This window comes from Dactylosporangium darangshiense, from assembly GCF_039537565.1.
GTDB lineage: Bacteria > Actinomycetota > Actinomycetes > Mycobacteriales > Micromonosporaceae > Dactylosporangium > Dactylosporangium darangshiense.
In genome coordinates, this window is the sequence record NZ_BAABAT010000007.1 from 89,729 (window position 1) to 105,291 (window position 15,563).

Annotated in this window: 15 protein-coding genes; 8 read left to right on the plus strand and 7 right to left on the minus strand. The window is 72.2% G+C overall.

Features of this window, described 5'->3' with window-relative positions; translation table 11 throughout:
* Positions 1 to 3 precede the first annotated feature (3 nt).
* Positions 4 to 510 (minus strand): MarR family winged helix-turn-helix transcriptional regulator, encoded by a 507-nt coding sequence (locus tag ABD901_RS16025; RefSeq protein WP_345127454.1) that lies wholly within the window; start codon positions 508 to 510, stop codon positions 4 to 6.
* Positions 511 to 585: 75 nt separating this feature from the next.
* Here ABD901_RS16025 and ABD901_RS16030 point away from each other — a divergent pair, with 75 nt between their 5' ends.
* From ABD901_RS16030 to ABD901_RS16040, 3 genes are all read left to right on the plus strand, one after another.
* The gene (locus ABD901_RS16030) at positions 586 to 1,827 is read left to right on the plus strand and encodes an MFS transporter (protein ID WP_345127457.1); all 1,242 of its coding nucleotides are present in this window, start codon (positions 586 to 588) and stop codon (positions 1,825 to 1,827) included.
* Positions 1,828 to 2,019: 192 nt separating this feature from the next.
* Positions 2,020 to 2,313, plus strand: coding sequence for a hypothetical protein (locus ABD901_RS16035; protein ID WP_345127459.1), 294 nt, complete (start codon positions 2,020 to 2,022; stop codon positions 2,311 to 2,313).
* On the plus strand, positions 2,310 to 2,735 hold the full coding sequence (locus ABD901_RS16040; protein ID WP_345127463.1) for a PPOX class F420-dependent oxidoreductase: 426 nt from the start codon (positions 2,310 to 2,312) through the stop codon (positions 2,733 to 2,735). The genes ABD901_RS16035 and ABD901_RS16040 overlap by 4 nt, the downstream gene beginning before the upstream one ends.
* Before the next feature lie 557 nt (positions 2,736 to 3,292).
* On the opposite strand, the gene ABD901_RS16045 is transcribed toward ABD901_RS16040, so the two are convergent.
* The gene (locus ABD901_RS16045; RefSeq protein WP_345127466.1) at positions 3,293 to 3,724 is read right to left on the minus strand and encodes an STAS domain-containing protein; all 432 of its coding nucleotides are present in this window, start codon (positions 3,722 to 3,724) and stop codon (positions 3,293 to 3,295) included.
* A 326-nt stretch (positions 3,725 to 4,050) separates the two neighbouring features.
* Here ABD901_RS16045 and ABD901_RS16050 point away from each other — a divergent pair, with 326 nt between their 5' ends.
* Both ABD901_RS16050 and ABD901_RS16055 read left to right on the plus strand, forming a co-directional pair.
* Positions 4,051 to 4,200, plus strand: coding sequence for a hypothetical protein (locus ABD901_RS16050; RefSeq protein WP_345127469.1), 150 nt, complete (start codon positions 4,051 to 4,053; stop codon positions 4,198 to 4,200).
* 8 nt (positions 4,201 to 4,208) lie between these two features.
* Positions 4,209 to 5,150: a helix-turn-helix domain-containing protein gene (locus ABD901_RS16055; protein WP_345127473.1), complete on the plus strand. Its 942-nt coding sequence runs from the start codon at positions 4,209 to 4,211 to the stop codon at positions 5,148 to 5,150.
* On the opposite strand, the gene ABD901_RS16060 is transcribed toward ABD901_RS16055, so the two are convergent.
* The gene (locus ABD901_RS16060) at positions 5,151 to 6,746 is read right to left on the minus strand and encodes a DUF4139 domain-containing protein (RefSeq protein ID WP_345127476.1); all 1,596 of its coding nucleotides are present in this window, start codon (positions 6,744 to 6,746) and stop codon (positions 5,151 to 5,153) included.
* A 41-nt stretch (positions 6,747 to 6,787) separates the two neighbouring features.
* Between ABD901_RS16060 and ABD901_RS16065 the strand changes: the two genes are divergently transcribed.
* Together ABD901_RS16065 and ABD901_RS16070 are read left to right on the plus strand one after the other, a co-directional pair.
* Positions 6,788 to 6,928, plus strand: coding sequence for a hypothetical protein (locus tag ABD901_RS16065; RefSeq protein WP_345127479.1), 141 nt, complete (start codon positions 6,788 to 6,790; stop codon positions 6,926 to 6,928).
* A 76-nt stretch (positions 6,929 to 7,004) separates the two neighbouring features.
* Entirely contained in the window at positions 7,005 to 7,490 is a 486-nt protein-coding gene (locus ABD901_RS16070) for a carboxymuconolactone decarboxylase family protein (RefSeq protein WP_345127481.1), read from the plus strand.
* Between the two features lie 58 nt (positions 7,491 to 7,548).
* On the opposite strand, the gene ABD901_RS16075 is transcribed toward ABD901_RS16070, so the two are convergent.
* From ABD901_RS16075 to ABD901_RS16090, 4 genes are read right to left on the minus strand one after another with little or no spacing between them, the layout of a single operon-like run.
* The gene (locus tag ABD901_RS16075; RefSeq protein ID WP_345127484.1) at positions 7,549 to 9,420 is read right to left on the minus strand and encodes a beta-galactosidase; all 1,872 of its coding nucleotides are present in this window, start codon (positions 9,418 to 9,420) and stop codon (positions 7,549 to 7,551) included.
* A 3-nt stretch (positions 9,421 to 9,423) separates the two neighbouring features.
* Positions 9,424 to 10,332 (minus strand): carbohydrate ABC transporter permease, encoded by a 909-nt coding sequence (locus tag ABD901_RS16080; RefSeq protein WP_345127487.1) that lies wholly within the window; start codon positions 10,330 to 10,332, stop codon positions 9,424 to 9,426.
* Positions 10,322 to 11,293 carry an ABC transporter permease gene (locus ABD901_RS16085; protein ID WP_345127489.1) on the minus strand — a complete coding sequence of 324 codons (972 nt, stop codon included), beginning with the start codon at positions 11,291 to 11,293 and terminating at the stop codon, positions 10,322 to 10,324. Before ABD901_RS16085 ends, ABD901_RS16080 begins: the two co-directional genes overlap by 11 nt.
* A 31-nt stretch (positions 11,294 to 11,324) precedes the next feature.
* Complete coding sequence (locus tag ABD901_RS16090) at positions 11,325 to 13,010, minus strand: type 2 periplasmic-binding domain-containing protein (RefSeq protein WP_345127491.1); 1,686 nt, start codon at positions 13,008 to 13,010, stop codon at positions 11,325 to 11,327.
* Between the two features lie 224 nt (positions 13,011 to 13,234).
* Between ABD901_RS16090 and ABD901_RS16095 the strand changes: the two genes are divergently transcribed.
* A complete protein-coding gene (locus ABD901_RS16095) occupies positions 13,235 to 15,556 on the plus strand; it encodes a glycoside hydrolase family 3 C-terminal domain-containing protein (protein ID WP_345127493.1) in 2,322 nt (773 codons plus the stop codon).
* The last annotated feature ends 7 nt before the right edge of the window (positions 15,557 to 15,563 follow it).

Below are 15,563 nucleotides of genomic sequence, written 5' to 3' on the forward strand. Positions count from 1 at the left end.
CAGCTACTCGGCGTCGCCCTCGATCACGAGCGTGAGCTTCTTCAGCAGCCGGTTGAAGGTCGCGAGCTCCCGCTCGGACAGGTTGCCCAGCAGCGCCTCCTCGGCCCGCCCCCGCAGCACCAGAGCCCGCCGCCACACGGCAACACCGGCGCTGGTCGCCTCGATGTTCACGCTGCGCCGATCGGTGGCACTGGGCGTGCGCTTGACATAGCCCGCCTTCTCCAGCGCATCGAGCCGCCCGGTCATCCCGGCCGGCGACACCCCGAGATCCTCGGCGAGCGCCCGCGGCGACGCATGCCCCGGCGTGTCCCGGATCATGAGCATGTGCAGCGTCTCGTACTCGAACTGCTGCAACCCCACCTCGGTGACCGCGGTGACGGAGGTGTCCTTGAAGTACCGCGCGATCCGAACAAGCCGAACGGTGGCCGCCTCAACCTTGTCGTCGAACGAGGCCTCGACCCAGTGATCCCGCCACCGCGCCACATGCCGATCGGCAAAGTCCTCGCCCATGCGGCGATCGTAGCACTCCGTTCGCTGGCGAAAAGTTCGTTGACAAAAAGTTCGTCAGCGAAATAGTTTGCGACCATGACCGCAGTGCTCCTGCCCGCGCCACCGGCGACGACCTCGCCCTGGCGTTCGGCGCCGTTCCGGTACCTGTTGGCCGGCCGCACCCTGATCGGCCTCGGCTCGGCGATCACCCCCGTGGCGATGGCCCTGGCGGTACTGCACCTGGGCGGCTCGGCCACGGAACTGGGCCTGGTGGTGGCCGCATACGCCCTGGTGGACGTGGTAACCACCCTCTTCGCCGGCGTCCTGGGCGACCGCTTCCCGCGCACTCTGCTGATGCGCGGCGCAGCCATGCTGGCCTGCGTATCCCAGACGGTCGTGGCCCTGACTCTGGCAACGGACTCGGCAACGGTCCCGATGCTGGCCGCGATGAGCGCCGTCAACGGCGCCCTGGCCGCAATCTCGTCACCGGCTTCCCGCGCCGTGGTCCCCCAGACGGTCCCCGCTCCCGCCCTCCCGTCCGCGATCTCATTGCTGCGCCTGTCCCAGAACACGGCAATGGTCCTCGGCTTCAGCCTGGCCGGCGTCCTGGTCGCCCTGTTCGGCCCCGGCTGGGCAATCGCCGTCGACGCGTTCACGTTCCTGGCATCGGCCCTGTGCTTCACCGCGATGCGACTCCCCGCAACCTCGGAGCCGGCGCCGCCCGCAACGTCGATGCTGCACGACCTGACCGCCGGCGCCCGCGAGGTCTTCCGCCACACCTGGCTCTGGCTCCTCATCGCACAGGCCTTGATCTACCACCTGATCTACGGCGGCATCCAGGGCGTACTGGGCCCGGTACACATCACGTCTCTCTTCGGCGGCGCGGCCTGGGGCTGGTCCCTGGCGGCCCTGATGACCGGTTTCATGGCCGGCGGCCTGATCACTCTGCGCTACCGCCCATCGCGGATGCTCCTGTCCGGCACCGCCTGGCTCTCGCTCACCGCCTGCTTCCCGCTGGCAATGGCCCTCCCCGTCCCACTGTGGGTCATCCTCGCCGGCGCCTTCCTGCACGGCCTGGGCCTGGAGATCTTCAGCGTCAACTGGGACCTGGCCATCCAGCAGAACATCGCCCCCGACAAGCTCGCCCGCGTCTTCGCTTTCGACCAGGTCGGCTCTTTCGTCATGCGCCCTCTCGGCCTGGCTCTGACCGGCCCGATAGCCGCCCGCGTAGGCGACCGCACCTGGCTCCTGGTAGCCGCAACGGTCATGACGGCGGCAACAGTGACCGCTCTGACCCCAACGTCAGTCCGCACCCTCCGCCGCCGCACGGACACGTAGGGTCTCTCGGTCGGTAACTCTCCGCTTTGCTGCACGTGCGGATTTTTTCGGATGGTTTACCGTAGGAAGTGCAAGACCGGAAGCGCCCACGCGGGCCGCCCCACGGACGACTGCGACCGCCGGCAAGCGAGAGCCCGGCGAGCTTTGACGGACGGACCCATGGCTCACTCGATCGCCCGCTACGCTGCGCGCGTGACATCTCTTCCGCAGCAGCTGGCCTCCCGCGGCACCGCCCGGGCCGCCTGCCACGGCACCGCCCGGGACGGACGCTGCACGACCGCACTCTCGCGGTCGCCCGCCGACATCGCGGCCTCACCGTCACCCGCCGATCTCATCGTCTCGCCCTTGCCCGCCGAACTCGTCATCTCACGGTCGCCCGCCGAGCTCGTGATCTCACGGTCACCCGCCGATCTCGCGGTCTCGCCGTTGCCCGCCGAACTCGTCGTCTCACGGTCGCCCGCCGATCTCGTGGCGGGCATCGCGTGACCGCTCTCCCCCAGTCGCTGCGTGACCTGATCGCGTCCGGCCCGATGGCCCACGTGAGCACAGTGGACCCCGACGGCAGCCCACACGTGACGGTCGTCTGGATCGGCTTGGACGGCGACGACATCGTGAGCGGCCACCTCGCCCACCACAGAAAGCTCCGCAACATCGAGCGCGACCCACGGGTGGTCCTGTCCTTCGACGCCCCTCGGGTGCCCGGGATATTCATGAACGAGTACGCCGCGCTGCGAACCCGGGCCACCGTCGAACCCAGCGACGAAGCGTGGGACCTGCTCGACCGGCTCGCGAGGGTGTACATCGGGCCGGGGACCGAGTTCCCGGCGCCGCGCCAGCCGGGGTTCATCGCGCGGTACGCGGTCGAGCGCATCGGCGGCGTCGGGCCCTGGGTGCCGGATCAGCACTGAGGCGGGCCACGAGCCAAACCGCTTGCCGCCGTAAGCCCCAACCGGCTGCCGCCGCAAGCCGCCAGCAGTCCGCAGCCGCCGTCGGTCCGCGCCTGCGTGCGGCAGGACCAGGCCGCCCGGTCACGTCGTCGGCCGGGCTCGCGCCCGAACGCCGCGATCCACCCCCGCTGGCCATCCCCACGCGGTGGCCCACTGCCGCCGGTCATCCCAACGCCGCGCCGAATCACCGCCGGCCGATCCGACGCCGCGCTCATCGCCGCCGCCCGACCGAGTCGGGCGCACGTGCGAAGCTCCGCCGGGTTCGCCGCCGAACCGGGCTCGAGGGCGGCCGAGAATCGGGTTCGCCGAAATGGTGTAGGCCTCGTCCCCGCGCGCGGTGGCGAGTCCAGGGCTGGTGCGCACCTGCGGGGCTCGGCGGCGCACCGCCGGGGGCGTTCCAGCTGGTCGGCAGCGTTTTGTTTCCGCGTTGATGAAAAACCAGGCCTGAGCGGGCCGGAAACAGCATGATCGCGGAAACAAAAGCCGGGCCGGCGGCCTGGAGCGGGCGAAAGACGGGCTCAAGGGGGCGCCGAAGTGATGGGCGGCGGCTGGGGTGCCTCGGGTCGAGGGCCTGCCTCCAAAGCGCCACTCACCCGCGGCCTGCGCGACACAGGGCCGGGCTCGCACAACTTCGCGCGCGTGCCCGTCAGGTCCAGGATCAGGGCGAAACGGCCCACCGGGCGGATCAGGCGGAACACGCAGCCGTGCGCCGCGGCGATCCGGCGGGCCTCCAGCAGGATGCGCACGACCGCCACGTCCACCAGCGTGACCCGCTCCACGTCCAGCTCCACCGCGGAGCGGCCGGTGGTCACGGCCGCGGTCAAGGCGTCGAGGAAACGGGTGCGGTCCAGACGGTCGAGGCGGCCGCCGGCGACCAGGTGCAGGACCTGGTCCGGTGCGCTGCCCGGCCGGACCGTGATCCATCCGCTGCGTACCTCGAATGGCATCATCTGCGGCCCCGCTCCGTCGGTCGCAACGTGAACCACACCGGGCGCAAGCAGCGAACGTCAATCACCACGAGCGCCGGGCAACCGCCGCAAAACGCCCACCCATCGTACGAACGATATCGATTTACATAAAAATGACGCTGGAGCGGTGTGGAGCTGCCGGCGCAACCAGACTGGCCGGGGCCGGGGGGCTGACTACGTCGGAAAGCGACGGATCGGTGCCGGTTTTGCCCGCTGGACGAAACCCGTGACCGCTTCGTCTGGCGGGTATATGGTCGATCGAGGTACCGTCCCGCCGCCGGGAGGGGGCGCGGCAAATGTCCGGGACCGTGGATCTGCGCACGAGCGGCCGTGATGCGATCGTCGAGGCGCTCAACCACATCGCCACGCGCGAGGCCTGTGCCGGCTTCGCGGAGCTCAAGGTCGCGGGGCACTACCGTGCCGCCGACGGCCGGACGCCGAGCCGTACGCTGCGCTAGAGACGTCCGTGACCACGCTGTACGAGACCACCGACCTCGAGGTGGCGCGCCATGCCCTGGCCGCCCTGTACGGCGACTTGCGGCTCACGGCGACCGGCACCGGGCACCGCTTCCGAATCTCCGAGGCCTCCGTCGGGCCGATCGCGCTGCACCACAACACGTTCACGATGCGCCTCGAGGTGGCGAACACGCCGATGCGGGCGGTGGCGATCGGGCGGGTGCTGCGGGGGCGGTTCGTGTTCCGCTCGCGCCGGCACCGGGCCGAGTACCGGGCCGGTGACGTGTTCATCGTGGCGCCGCCCGGGGAGCCGTACCGCAGCGCCATCGAGGACGGCGACGGCGAAGGTTGCGTCATCGGCCCGGAGCTGCTGACCCGCATCGCCGGGACGGCGCCGGGGCGGTCGCCGGGGGCGCTGCGGTTCACCGGCTACGAGCCGATCTCGGCGCGGGCGGCACGGTTCTGGGTCGACACGTACGCGTTCGTGCGCGACACCGTGGCCGGCACGCCCGCCGCGACGGAGCCGCTGCTGGCCGGCAACGCGGCGCGGATGCTCGTGGCGGCGGCGCTGGCGACGTTTCCGAACAACGCGCTGCACGAGCCGACGATCGAGGACCGCCACGACGCGCACCCGGCGGCGCTGCGCCGCGCGATCGGGTACATCGACGACAACGCCGGCCGCGACATCTGCGCCGCCGACATCGCCGCCGCCGCGCACGTCACCATCCGGACGTTGCAGCTGGCGTTCCACCGGCACCTGGCCACGACGCCGACGGCGTACCTGCGCCGGGTGCGCCTGGAGCACGCACACCGTGAGCTGCTGGCCGCCGACCCGGCCACCACGACCGTCGGCGCGGTGGCGGCCCGGTGGGGCTTTGCCAACCACAGCCGCTTCACCGCGCATTACCGGGCCGCGTTCGGGGTGGCCCCGTCGGCGACGCTGCGACAGTAGCTATTCGCGCCAGCCCGAGAGCTCGATGCCCTTGGCGGTCTCGACGCGATACCCGAGCCTGAGCACGTGCTGCTGCCCCTCCGGCAGCGTGAAGCGCCACGTGAGCACGCCGAGGTCGGTGCGCTCGGCGGGGGCCGGCTCCAGCACGGTCTCGCGCACCTGAATGCCGTCGTGGCGGCTCACCGGCATCTGGTCCAGCACCGTGATGCGCACCGGCCGGCCGGTGTAGTTGCCGATCGTGGTGCGGTACTCCACCTCGCGCCGCCGCGCCGACCCGAGCGTCGCCTTGGTGGCGGTGCGCCGGGTGAGCTCCCGCTCGACCCGAACCCGGTCGTCGAGGCCGAGGGCGAGCTCGAGCTCCTCCCCCGGCGCCCACGTCGTGAGGTCGGTGCGGCTGACGAAGTCGGCCTCGTGGAACACCGACGCCTGGCCGGCCGGCAGCGTGTGCGTCGAGCTGTTGGCCACGACGGCCCGCAGGTGCACGTCGGTGGAGCGGGCCGGCGCGGTGACGTGGTCGAGGCGGGCGGCCAGGTCGAACACGGCGATCGTGGCCCGCGCCGTGGTGCCGTCGGCGGGCACGGCGACCGGGCGGGCCGGGCGGTAGGTGGCGGCGACCGCACCCTCCTCGACCCGCGCCTGGGCGAGCTGGACGGGCGCGGCGCCCTCGAACGCGTCGTCCATCATCGCGGCGGCGGCCATCGGGGCGGCCATACCCGGCGACGGGGGCGGCATGGCGCCGGGCGGGCCGCCGTACGCGGCGAAGGTCCGCGGCGGCGGCGGTGGCAGCAGCGGGTCGAGGTACCACGGCTGCAGCTCCGGAATGGCCGCGACGCCGGACGTGCGCGCGGTCGACAGGGCCAGCTCACACTCGGGCCAGTCCTCGCCGGTGCGCTGCTCGACGAGGCCGAACCACGTCACCTGGAGCGCCTCGCCGACGAGCCGCACGTCGTAGGTGGAGCGCCAGCCGGCGCCCGGCACCTGGTAGGAGAGGTCGAGCTCGACGGCGCCGGCCGCGGAGACGGCGAGGGAGACGACGGCGTACCGCGCGTCGGGCTGCCGCTTGCCGGACAGGTCGCCGAGGCGCCGGTCGAGGGCCGCGATGCGCTCGGTGACCTCGGTGCGGCGGCGCTGCAGCCCGCGGATCGCGGCGAGGACCTCGGTGAGCTCGGCGCCCATCGTGGTCGTGAACGCCGACACCGAGTCCGTGCCCGTCGCGCCGGTGGCGAGGGCGCGCGCGTAGGCGCCGGTAGCCCGCTCGCCCAGCGACGTGAGGAACGTCAGGCGCTGGCGCAGTACCGTCTCCGTGTCGTCGATCTCCGAGGACTCCTCGGCGAGGCGGCGGCGCTCCTCGCGCACCGCGCCGACGGCCTCGTCGGACGGTGCGGCCTGCCGGCGCAGGGCGAGGTCGACGCCGAGGACGGTCGCCGGGCCGCGGCCGCTGACCCGGATCGAGTCGCCGTCGAGGCCCATCGGCAGCGGGCCGATCTCGACGACGCGGTCGCCGGCCTCGAGGGTGGTCCGGGCCTGCCGGGTGACCCGGGCCTGTGCGGGGTAGACGGTGACGGCGACGATCGGGGCGTCGATCGAGTTCTCCACGAACCGCACCGTAGCAGGGCAGCGCCCGCAAAACTCCGGCAATGGCGCCGGCGTTGGAACACCGCACCGGCTCGGCCACGCTCACCGTCACCGGACCCGGCGGCGCGCCGCTGGCCGGCTTCCACGGCGACTACGAGGTCACGGTCGACGGCCGCACCACGCCGTTGCGCATCGAACGGTGACCGGCGTCACCGTCACAGGAACCGGGCGGCCGGCATCTCCATGCGCGTAACCGGAGCGCATTGGAGGACGGAAACCATGGAACCTCGCATCAACATCATGGCCAGCGAGATCGGGCTCAAGGTCGGCAAGCGGCTCGCCAATACCAGCACCGCGGTCGAGCAGTCGACGCTGCCGAAGAACCTCATGGAGCTGGTGAGCCTGCGCGCCAGCCAGATCAACGGGTGCGCGTGGTGCGTCGACCTGCACACCAAGGAGGGCGCGGCGGCCGGCGAGACGGCGGTGCGGCTGCACCAGGTGGCGGCGTGGCGCGAGTCGGCGGTGTTCAGCGACGCCGAGCGGGCCGCGCTGGCGCTGGCCGAGGAGGGCACCCGGCTCGCCGACGCGCACCACGGCGTGTCGGACGAGACGTGGGCGCAGCTGTGCAAGCACTACGACGAGGAGCAGGTCGTCGCGCTGGTCTGCCTCGTCGCGCTGGTCAACGCCGCCAACCGGCTCGGGGTGATTCTGCGCCAGCCGGGCGGCACCTACGAGGTCGGCATGTTCGCCGGCTTCACCGGCTGAGGGCCGATCCGGGCGTCGTCGTCGGGTTGCGGTGCCGGCGGGCCGTGGGCCGGCCCGGTCATCGCAGCTCGACCCGCCCGTCGTCGTGGTGCAGCAGGAACACCCGCTCGCCGCGGCGCACCGCCTCGACGCCGGGCGGCAGGCCGGGCAGCACCGGTTCGACGCCGGCGTCGGCGCACACCCGGGCGAGCAGCCGGGCGAGGGCGGCCGGCTCGGGCAGGGTGGCCACGTACCAGGCGGTGCCGTTGCCGTGCCGGTGGCGCAGGATCGCCGGGCGCCCGTCGAGGGGGCCGCCGCGCACGGCGGCGACGACGTCGGCGCCGCGGGCCTCGGACCACTCGGCCCACCCGGTGGCGGTGAAGTCGCCGAGCTCGGGGCAGGCGATGTCGAGGCGCTCGCCGCCGGGCAGCGGCCAGTGCTCCTCGACCCGCACGCCGAACAGTTCGCGCAGCGGGCCGGGCCAGCCGCCGGTGAAGATCCGCTCGTCGGGGTCGGCGACGCCGCTGAACGGGCCCATGACGAGGGTGCCGCCGGCCTCGACGTACGCCGTAAGACTCGCGGCCGCCTCCGGTGTGACCTGGTACAGGTTGGGCGCCAGCACCAGGCGGTAGCGCTGCAGGGGGCCGGCGGCGCGGGCGAAGTCGCAGGTGACGTTGGCCCGCCACAGGGGCGCGTAGTAGTCGGTGAGCCGGTCGACGTACCGGAAACCCTCGTGCGGCTGGTGTTCGAGCTCGACGGCCCGCCAGGCGTCCCAGTCCAGCACGATCGCCACGTCCGCCGGCACCGTCGTGCCGGCCACGCCGGTCAGCCCGGCGAGCTCCCGGCCGAGCGCGCGGATCTCGCGGAACACCCGCGAGTCGGGCCCGGCGTGCGGCAGCATCGCGCCGTGCGCCCGCTCGGCGCCCTGCCGGGAGGCCCGCCACTGGAAGTGCAGGACGGCGTCGGCGCCGCGGGCGACGGCCTGCATCGACCACAGCCGGTTGAGGCCGGGCCGCTTCGGGGTGGCGACCGGCCGCCAACTGGCCGCGCCCGGCGACTGCTCCATGAGCAGCCACGGCCGGCCGCCGCCGAGGGAGCGCATGACGTCCTTGGACATGGCGGCGCGCATGGCGGCGTCGGGGTCGTTGGGGTCGGGGTAGGTGTCGAGGGAGACGACGTCCTCCTCGGCGGCCCACCGCCAGCCGTCGGTGTGGCGGTAGAAGTCCATGAAGTTCGTGGTGACGGGCACCGCCGGGTTGCGGGCGCGGACCGCGTCACGCTCGGCGATGAAGCACTCGAGCAGCGCGTCGCTGACGAACCGCTGGTAGTCGAGGTCCTGCAGCGGGTTGATGACGTACTGCACCCGCCGCGGCGGCAGCACCTCGGCCCACTCGGCGTAGCGCTGCGACCACACGGCGGTGCCCCAGGCGGCGTTGAAGCCGTCGAGGTCGCCGTAGCGGCGGGCGAGCCAGCCGCGGAAGCGCCGGGCGCAGTGCTCGCAGTGACAGGCGGTGCCGTACTCGTTGCCGATGTGCCACAGCCGCAGCGCCGGGTGCTGTGCGTAGCGGTCGGCGAGCGCCTCGGTGACGGCGAGCGCGGCGCGGCGGTAGGCGGGCGCGCACGGGCAGTACTGGTTGCGGGAGCCGTAGGTGCGCCGCACCCCGTCGGGGCCCTGCGGCAGGGTGTCGGGGTGGCGGTGGCCGAGCCACGGCGGCGGGGACGCGGTCGGCGTCGCCAGGGCCACCCCGATGCCGGCGTCGCCGAGCAGGCCGAGGACGGTGTCGAGCCAGCCGAAGGTGTACCGCCCGGGCTCGGGCTGCAGCGCCGCCCAGGCGAACACGCCGACGGTGACGAGGTTGACGCCGGCCTCGCCCATCAGCCGGACGTCCTGCGCCCAGACGTCCGGCGGCCACTGTTCGGGGTTGTAGTCGCCGCCGAAGAGCAGGGTCAACGCTCAGCCCTTGATTGCGCCGAGCAGCATGCCCTTGGTGAAGTGCCGCTGCACGAAGGGGTACGCCACCAGGATCGGGATCAGCGTCAGCGTGACGACGGCCATCTGCAGCGACAGGTGCGCGATCACCTGGTGTCCCGCGTACTGGCCGGTGCCGGTGGTGCCGGTGCCGGGCATGGCGCTGCCCTGCAGGGTGTAGGTGTACAGGACCATCTGCAGCGGCCACTGCCCGTTGTCGGGCAGGTACAGCAGCGCGTTGAAGAACGAGTTCCAGTACCCGACGGCGTAGAACAGCGTGATGACGGCCAGCACGGCGCGCGAGGTCGGCAGGACCACCGACCACAGGATGCGCCACTCCCCCGCCCCGTCGACGCGGGCGGCGTCGAGCAGCTCGGTGGCGGTGCCGGCGAAGAAGCCGCGCAGCACCAGGATGTTGAACACGCTGACGGCGGCCGGCAGGACCATCGTCCAGTACTGCCCGTAGCCGCCGAGCGCGGTGACGACGAGGAACGACGGGATCAGCCCGCCGCTGAAGAACATGGTGACGACGAGGTACGTCAGGATCGTGCGATGCCCGAACGTTCCCGGCCGCGACAGCCCGTAGGCGCACAGCACGCTCACCACCATTGACAGCGCGGTGCCGACGGCGGTGATGACGAGGCTGACCAGCAGCGAGTGGGTGATGAGCTGGTTGGTGAAGATCTGCCGGTACGCCTCGAGCGTCAGTTCGCCGGGCACCATGACGAGCCCGCCGGCCTGGTTGACCGCGGCCTGCGTGGAGAAGCTGGTCAGCACGATCGAGTACAGCGGCACGACGATCACGGCCACGACGGCGAACAGCGTGATGCCCTTGCCGGCCTTGCCGGCCGGGCCGGTCGGCTCCTGCCAGGCGGGCCTGGTCTCAGCGGTCATGTCTGCGGTACAACCCGTCCTCGCCGAAGGCGTGCGCCAGCTTGTTCGCGCCCAGCACCAGCAGCAGTGACAGGACGCCCTTGAACAGCCCGGCGGCGGCGCCGTAGCTGAAGTTGTTGTTGACGACGCCGTAGTAGTAGGCGAACGTGTCGAGCACCTCGGAGGCGTCGCGGCCGACGGCGTCGCGCTGGACCAGCATCTGCTCGAAGCCGACGGTGAGCGCGTTGCCCAGCCGCAGCACCAGCATGAGCACGATGACGCCGCGCATGCCGGGCAGCGTGATGTGCCACAGCCGCCGCCAGCGCCCGGCGCCGTCGGCTGCCGCCGCCTCGTACAGGTTCTGGTCGATGGCGGCGAGGGCGGCGAGGAAGACGATGACGCCCCAGCCGGCCTCCTTCCACACGGCTTGCGCGGTGACGAGGTAGCGGAAGGTGTCCGGGTCGGTCATCACGTCCCAGGTGCCCATGCCGTGGCGGCGCAGGAGCGTGTTGAGCGCGCCGGCGCCGCCGAGCATCTCCTGGAACACGGTGACGACGAGGACCCAGGAGAAGAAGTGCGGCAGGTAGACGACGCTCTGCACGAACGAGCGGACGCGGGCGCTGGCGACCTCGTTGAACAGCAGCGCCAGGCCGATCGGGATCGGGAAGTACAGCACCAGCTGCACGGCGCTGATGACGAGGGTGTTCTGCAGGGCCTGCCAGAACAGCGAGTCCTGCACGAGCCGCTCGAAGTTGGACAGCCCGACGAACGGGCTGTACCAGAACCCGGAGTAGATGTCGTAGCTCTGGAACGCGGTGACCAGCCCGAACATGGGCGCGTAGGCGAACACGCCGAGCAGCAGCACCGCGGGCAGGGTCATGAGCAGCAGCGAGCGGTCGCGCTGCAGCCGCTGCAGCCGGCGCCGCGGCCGGGCCAGCGGTTGTCGCCGGGCCTCGGCCGGGGCGCGTGTCTCGGTGCTCACCACGTTCCCCGCGCTCACTTGGTTCCCGCGCTCACTTGCCGGTGCCGTACTTGTCGCGGATGCCGTCGTAGAACTTGCGCAGGTCGTCGCCGCCGGTGCGCCGCCAGGTGGCCACGGCGTCGGTCCACGCCGAGATCGGCTTGCGGCCGAGCTTGACGTCGGTGATGGTGTCCTGCATCGGCTGGCTCAGGGAGGAGAACTGCGGCGGCTCGGTCACGTTCATGCCGTAGAACAGCGGCTTCACCACGTGCTTGACCATCTCGGCCTGCCAGGCGGCGTAGTCCTTGACGACCTGGGCGGCGCCGGACTGCACGGTGGTGGCCGAGGCCGGGCAGGACAGGAACTGGAACGTGGTGGCGATCTCCTTGCTGCCCTGCTCGGTCAGCAGCGGGTTGCCGCCGGTCATGGTGTAGTGGGTGCCGGAGACGCCGAAGTTGACCGTCAACCACTCCGCCGAGCCGTAGGGCGCGGCCAGGTAGTTGGCGATCGACAGCAGCTCCTTGATCTGGGCTTCGGAGAGCTTCTTGTTGAGGTAGCTGAACATGGCCGCGCCGTTGCCGATCTGGATCGAGGCGTCCCCGCCCTTGGCGCTGAAGAGCTTGAAGGCCTGGCGGTTGTACTGCGGGTTCGCCGCCGTCCCGGACTTGAAGTCGTCGCCGTTCCAGGCGCCGGTGCCGTCGGCGCACACGGCGACCTTGCCGCTCCAGAAGCGCTGCTTGGCGTTCTTGCTGTTGTTGGCGACGGCGTCGGGGTGCAGGTAGCCGGCCTTGACCATCTTGGCGTGCCAGTTGAGCGCCTCGACGATGCCGTCGGTCTCGTAGCGGTGCTGCAGCTTGCCGGACGCGTCGGTGGTCCACGGGTAGCCGGTGGACGGGAAGTCGAAGACCTGGCAGATGTAGCCCGCGTCGCTGCCGAACAGGTCGTCGAAGGCCCACTGCCCGGCGGCGGCGTTGGTGAGGGCCTTGCCGATCGCCTCCAGGTCGGCGAGGGTCTTCACCTCGGCCGGGACGCCGGCCTTGTCGAAGAGGTCCTTGCGGTAGAAGTAGGCGCCGGCGATGACGGCGTTGGAGGAGTAGATCGGCAGGCCGTAGAGCTTGCCGTTCCAGACGCCGGAGACCCAGGCGTTCGTGGACAGCGCCGCGAGGTTCGGGTACTGCTTGACCTTGTCGCCGGCCAGGTAGGGGGTGAGGTCGGCGAATTTCGTGGCGACCGCCTCGCCGAAGTTGAGCTTCGTGATCGTCCAGCTGGGGATGTCGATCCAGTCGGGCAGCTTGTCGGCGGCGAAGAGCGGCGGCAGCAGGTCGGCGTAGGTGTTGCCGTCGGCGGGCTGCAGCTTCAGGGTGGCGCCGAGCGACTTGTTCACCGCGTCGTAGTAGGCGTTGCCGCTGGACGGCGGGATCGCGCCCCACAGCGGGGTCATCGTGACGTAGGAGCCGCCGGAGCCGGCGGTGCCGGAGACCGTGCTCGGCGGGCTGGCCGGGTAGGACAGGAAGGCGGGGTCGGTCGAGGCGCCGTTGGCTCCCGGCACGACCGGGAAGTCGGCCTTGACGGCACTGGCGGGCGCGTAGGCTGGCAGTGCCCGGGTGAGGTCGGTGTCGCTGGTCGTGCCCTCGTTCTTGGGCTTGGGGCTGCCGCAGGCGTCCAGCAGCGGCGCCGCGGCGATGACCGCGACGGAGGCGAGCAGGCCGCGCCGGCTCAGCCCGGGACTGGTTCCCATCGTGTGATCACCCTTGACTGGAGGTAGCGCAACGTTGTCGAAGCGCTTCGAGGCACAGACCGTAGGACATCGATGAAACCCCGACAAGCAGTCCCGGGACGCCCCCGCCTGTCCTGGGCAAACGCCGCGATTTCCGTGAAAGTTGCACGAGTTGACAGGCGCCCGCCGGGTGCGGATCATCGAAGCGCTTCGAACGCGGATCTGGACCGACGGGAGGACGGATCGTGACGGACCGTGTCGCCGAGCTGCTGGCGCGCCTGACCATGGCCGAGAAGGTGGCGCTGCTGCACCAGGCGCAGCCGGCCGTGCCCCGCCTCGGCCTGGCCGCGTTCCAGACCGGCTGCGAGGCGCTGCACGGCGTCGCCTGGCTCGGCCGGGCCACCGTCTTCCCGCAGGCCGTCGGGCTCGGCGCGAGCTGGGACCGGGCGCTGCTGCGCGAGGTCGGCGCGGCCGCCGCCACCGAGGTGCGCGCCTTCCACCACGACCCGCCGCGCGAGGGCGCCCGGGCGTCGCTCAACGTGTGGGCGCCCGTGGTCAACCCGCTGCGCGACCCGCGCTGGGGCCGCAACGAGGAGGGCTACAGCGAGGACCCCCACGCCACCGCGCAGCTCGCGATCGCCTACTGCACCGGCCTGCGCGGCGAGCACCCGGAGGTCTGGCGCACCACGCCCGTGCTCAAGCACTTCCTCGCCTACAACGTGGAGACCGACCGCGACGTCGCCGACGTGCTGGTGCCGGCGCGGGTGCTGCACGAGTACGAGCTGCCGGTCTTCCTCGAACCGCTGCGGGCGGGCGTCGTGGCCGGGGTCATGCCGGCGTACAACCTCGTCAACGGCGTGCCGAACCACGTCCACCCGCTGCTGGCGCTGCTGCGGCAGGCCAAGCCCGACGTCGTCGTCTGCTCCGATGCGTACGCGCCGTCCAACCTGGTGACGACCGAGCGGTACTTCGAAAGCCACCCCGAGTCGCACGCCGCCGCCCTGCGCGCCGGCGTCGACAGCTTCACCGACAACGGCCCCGACGCCGGCCCCACCGTCGAGCGCCTCACCGAGGCCCTCGCGCGGGGCCTCATCGCGGAGGCCGACGTCGACGCCGCCGCCGGCCGCCTCCTGGCGATGCGCGCGAGCACCGGCGAGCTCGACCCCGCCGCCGACCCGTACGCGGCCACGACCCGCGACGCCATCGCCTCCCCCGAGCACGCCCGCCTCGCCGCCCGCGCCGCGCGAGCCGGCATCGTCCTGCTCAAGAACGCCGGCGCCGCCCTGCCCTGGTCCAGCCCCGCCGCCGTGGCAGTGATCGGCCACCTCGGCGACCGGAACCTGCGCGACTGGTACAGCGGCAGCCTCCCCTACGCCGTCACCGTCGCCGGCGCCCTGCGCGAGCGCCTCGGCCCGGACCGGGTGAGCGCCGTCGACGGCCTCGACCTGGTCCACGTCGACCTCGACCTGGGCAACGGCCCCGGCACCGTCTTCGCGCACCAGGACTGGGGCAACAGCGTGCAGTGCCCGAGCCCCGTGCACACCCTGCGCGACACCGCCACGGGCGGCTACCTCACCACCGACGACGACGGCGTGCTGTCCGCGACCGCCGAGACGCCGGACGGCTGGGTGGTCCGCGAGCTGTGGGAGCTGCACCCCGCCCGCGACGGCCGGGTCCTGTTGTTCTCCAACGCCCTGCGCCGCTACGTCACCATCGCGCCCGACGGCCGCCCCGCCGCGCTCGTCGACTCGCCGTCGGACGCCCTGCGCCTGACGTGGCGCCCGGTCGCCGCGGGCGTCGACGAGGCGGTCGCCGCGGCCCGTGCCGCCGAGCGCGTGGTCGTGGTCCTGGGCAACGACCCGCACATCAACGGCCGCGAGACGGTCGACCGCGACGCCCTGGCGCTCCCCGCGCAGCAGGAGGCGCTGCTGCGCGCCGTGAAGGACGCAAACCCGGATGTGGTACTCGTCCTGACGTCCAGCTACCCGTACGCGATCGACTGGGCTCAGGCCAACGTCCCCGCGATCGTCTGGACCTCGCACGCCGGCCAGGAGCTCGGCTCGGCGGTCGCCGACACCCTCCTCGGCGCCGCCAACCCCGCCGGCCGCCTCCCGCAGACCTGGTACGGCGCCGGCACGGCGCTGCCCGCCCCGACGGACTACGACATCATCGGCTCCGGCTGGACGTACCAGTACCACCGCGGCGAGGTCCTCTACCCCTTCGGCCACGGCCTGTCCTACACGACGTTCTCCTACGGCACCCTGACGGTGCAGCCCACGCCGGACGGTGCCGCGGCGACGGTCACGGTCACCAACACCGGCGACCGCCCGGGCGACGAGGTCGTGCAGCTGTACGTCACCCCGCGCGGCTGGCCGGTCCCCGCCCCGATCCGCCGCCTGTGCGGCTTCGAGCGCATCGCACTGGCTCCGGGCGAGTCCCGCGAGGTTCGGTTCGAGGTGTCCTCCTCGGCCCTGTCGTACTGGTCCGAGGAGGACGGACGTCTCATCGGCCCGACCGGCAACTACGAGTTCACCGCCGGCACGTCACGAGCTTTTCTCAAGGGGTGAGCGGGGG

Coding starts and splice junctions, on each gene's coding strand:
- ABD901_RS16025 (WP_345127454.1), bottom strand. CDS start 510: ATGGGCGAGGACTTTGCCGATCGGCATGTGGCGCGGTGGCGGGATCAC.
- ABD901_RS16030 (WP_345127457.1), top strand. CDS start 586: ATGACCGCAGTGCTCCTGCCCGCGCCACCGGCGACGACCTCGCCCTGG.
- ABD901_RS16045 (WP_345127466.1), bottom strand. CDS start 3,724: ATGATGCCATTCGAGGTACGCAGCGGATGGATCACGGTCCGGCCGGGC.
- ABD901_RS16065 (WP_345127479.1), top strand. CDS start 6,788: ATGGCGCCGGCGTTGGAACACCGCACCGGCTCGGCCACGCTCACCGTC.
- ABD901_RS16070 (WP_345127481.1), top strand. CDS start 7,005: ATGGAACCTCGCATCAACATCATGGCCAGCGAGATCGGGCTCAAGGTC.
- ABD901_RS16080 (WP_345127487.1), bottom strand. CDS start 10,332: ATGACCGCTGAGACCAGGCCCGCCTGGCAGGAGCCGACCGGCCCGGCC.
- ABD901_RS16090 (WP_345127491.1), bottom strand. CDS start 13,010: ATGGGAACCAGTCCCGGGCTGAGCCGGCGCGGCCTGCTCGCCTCCGTC.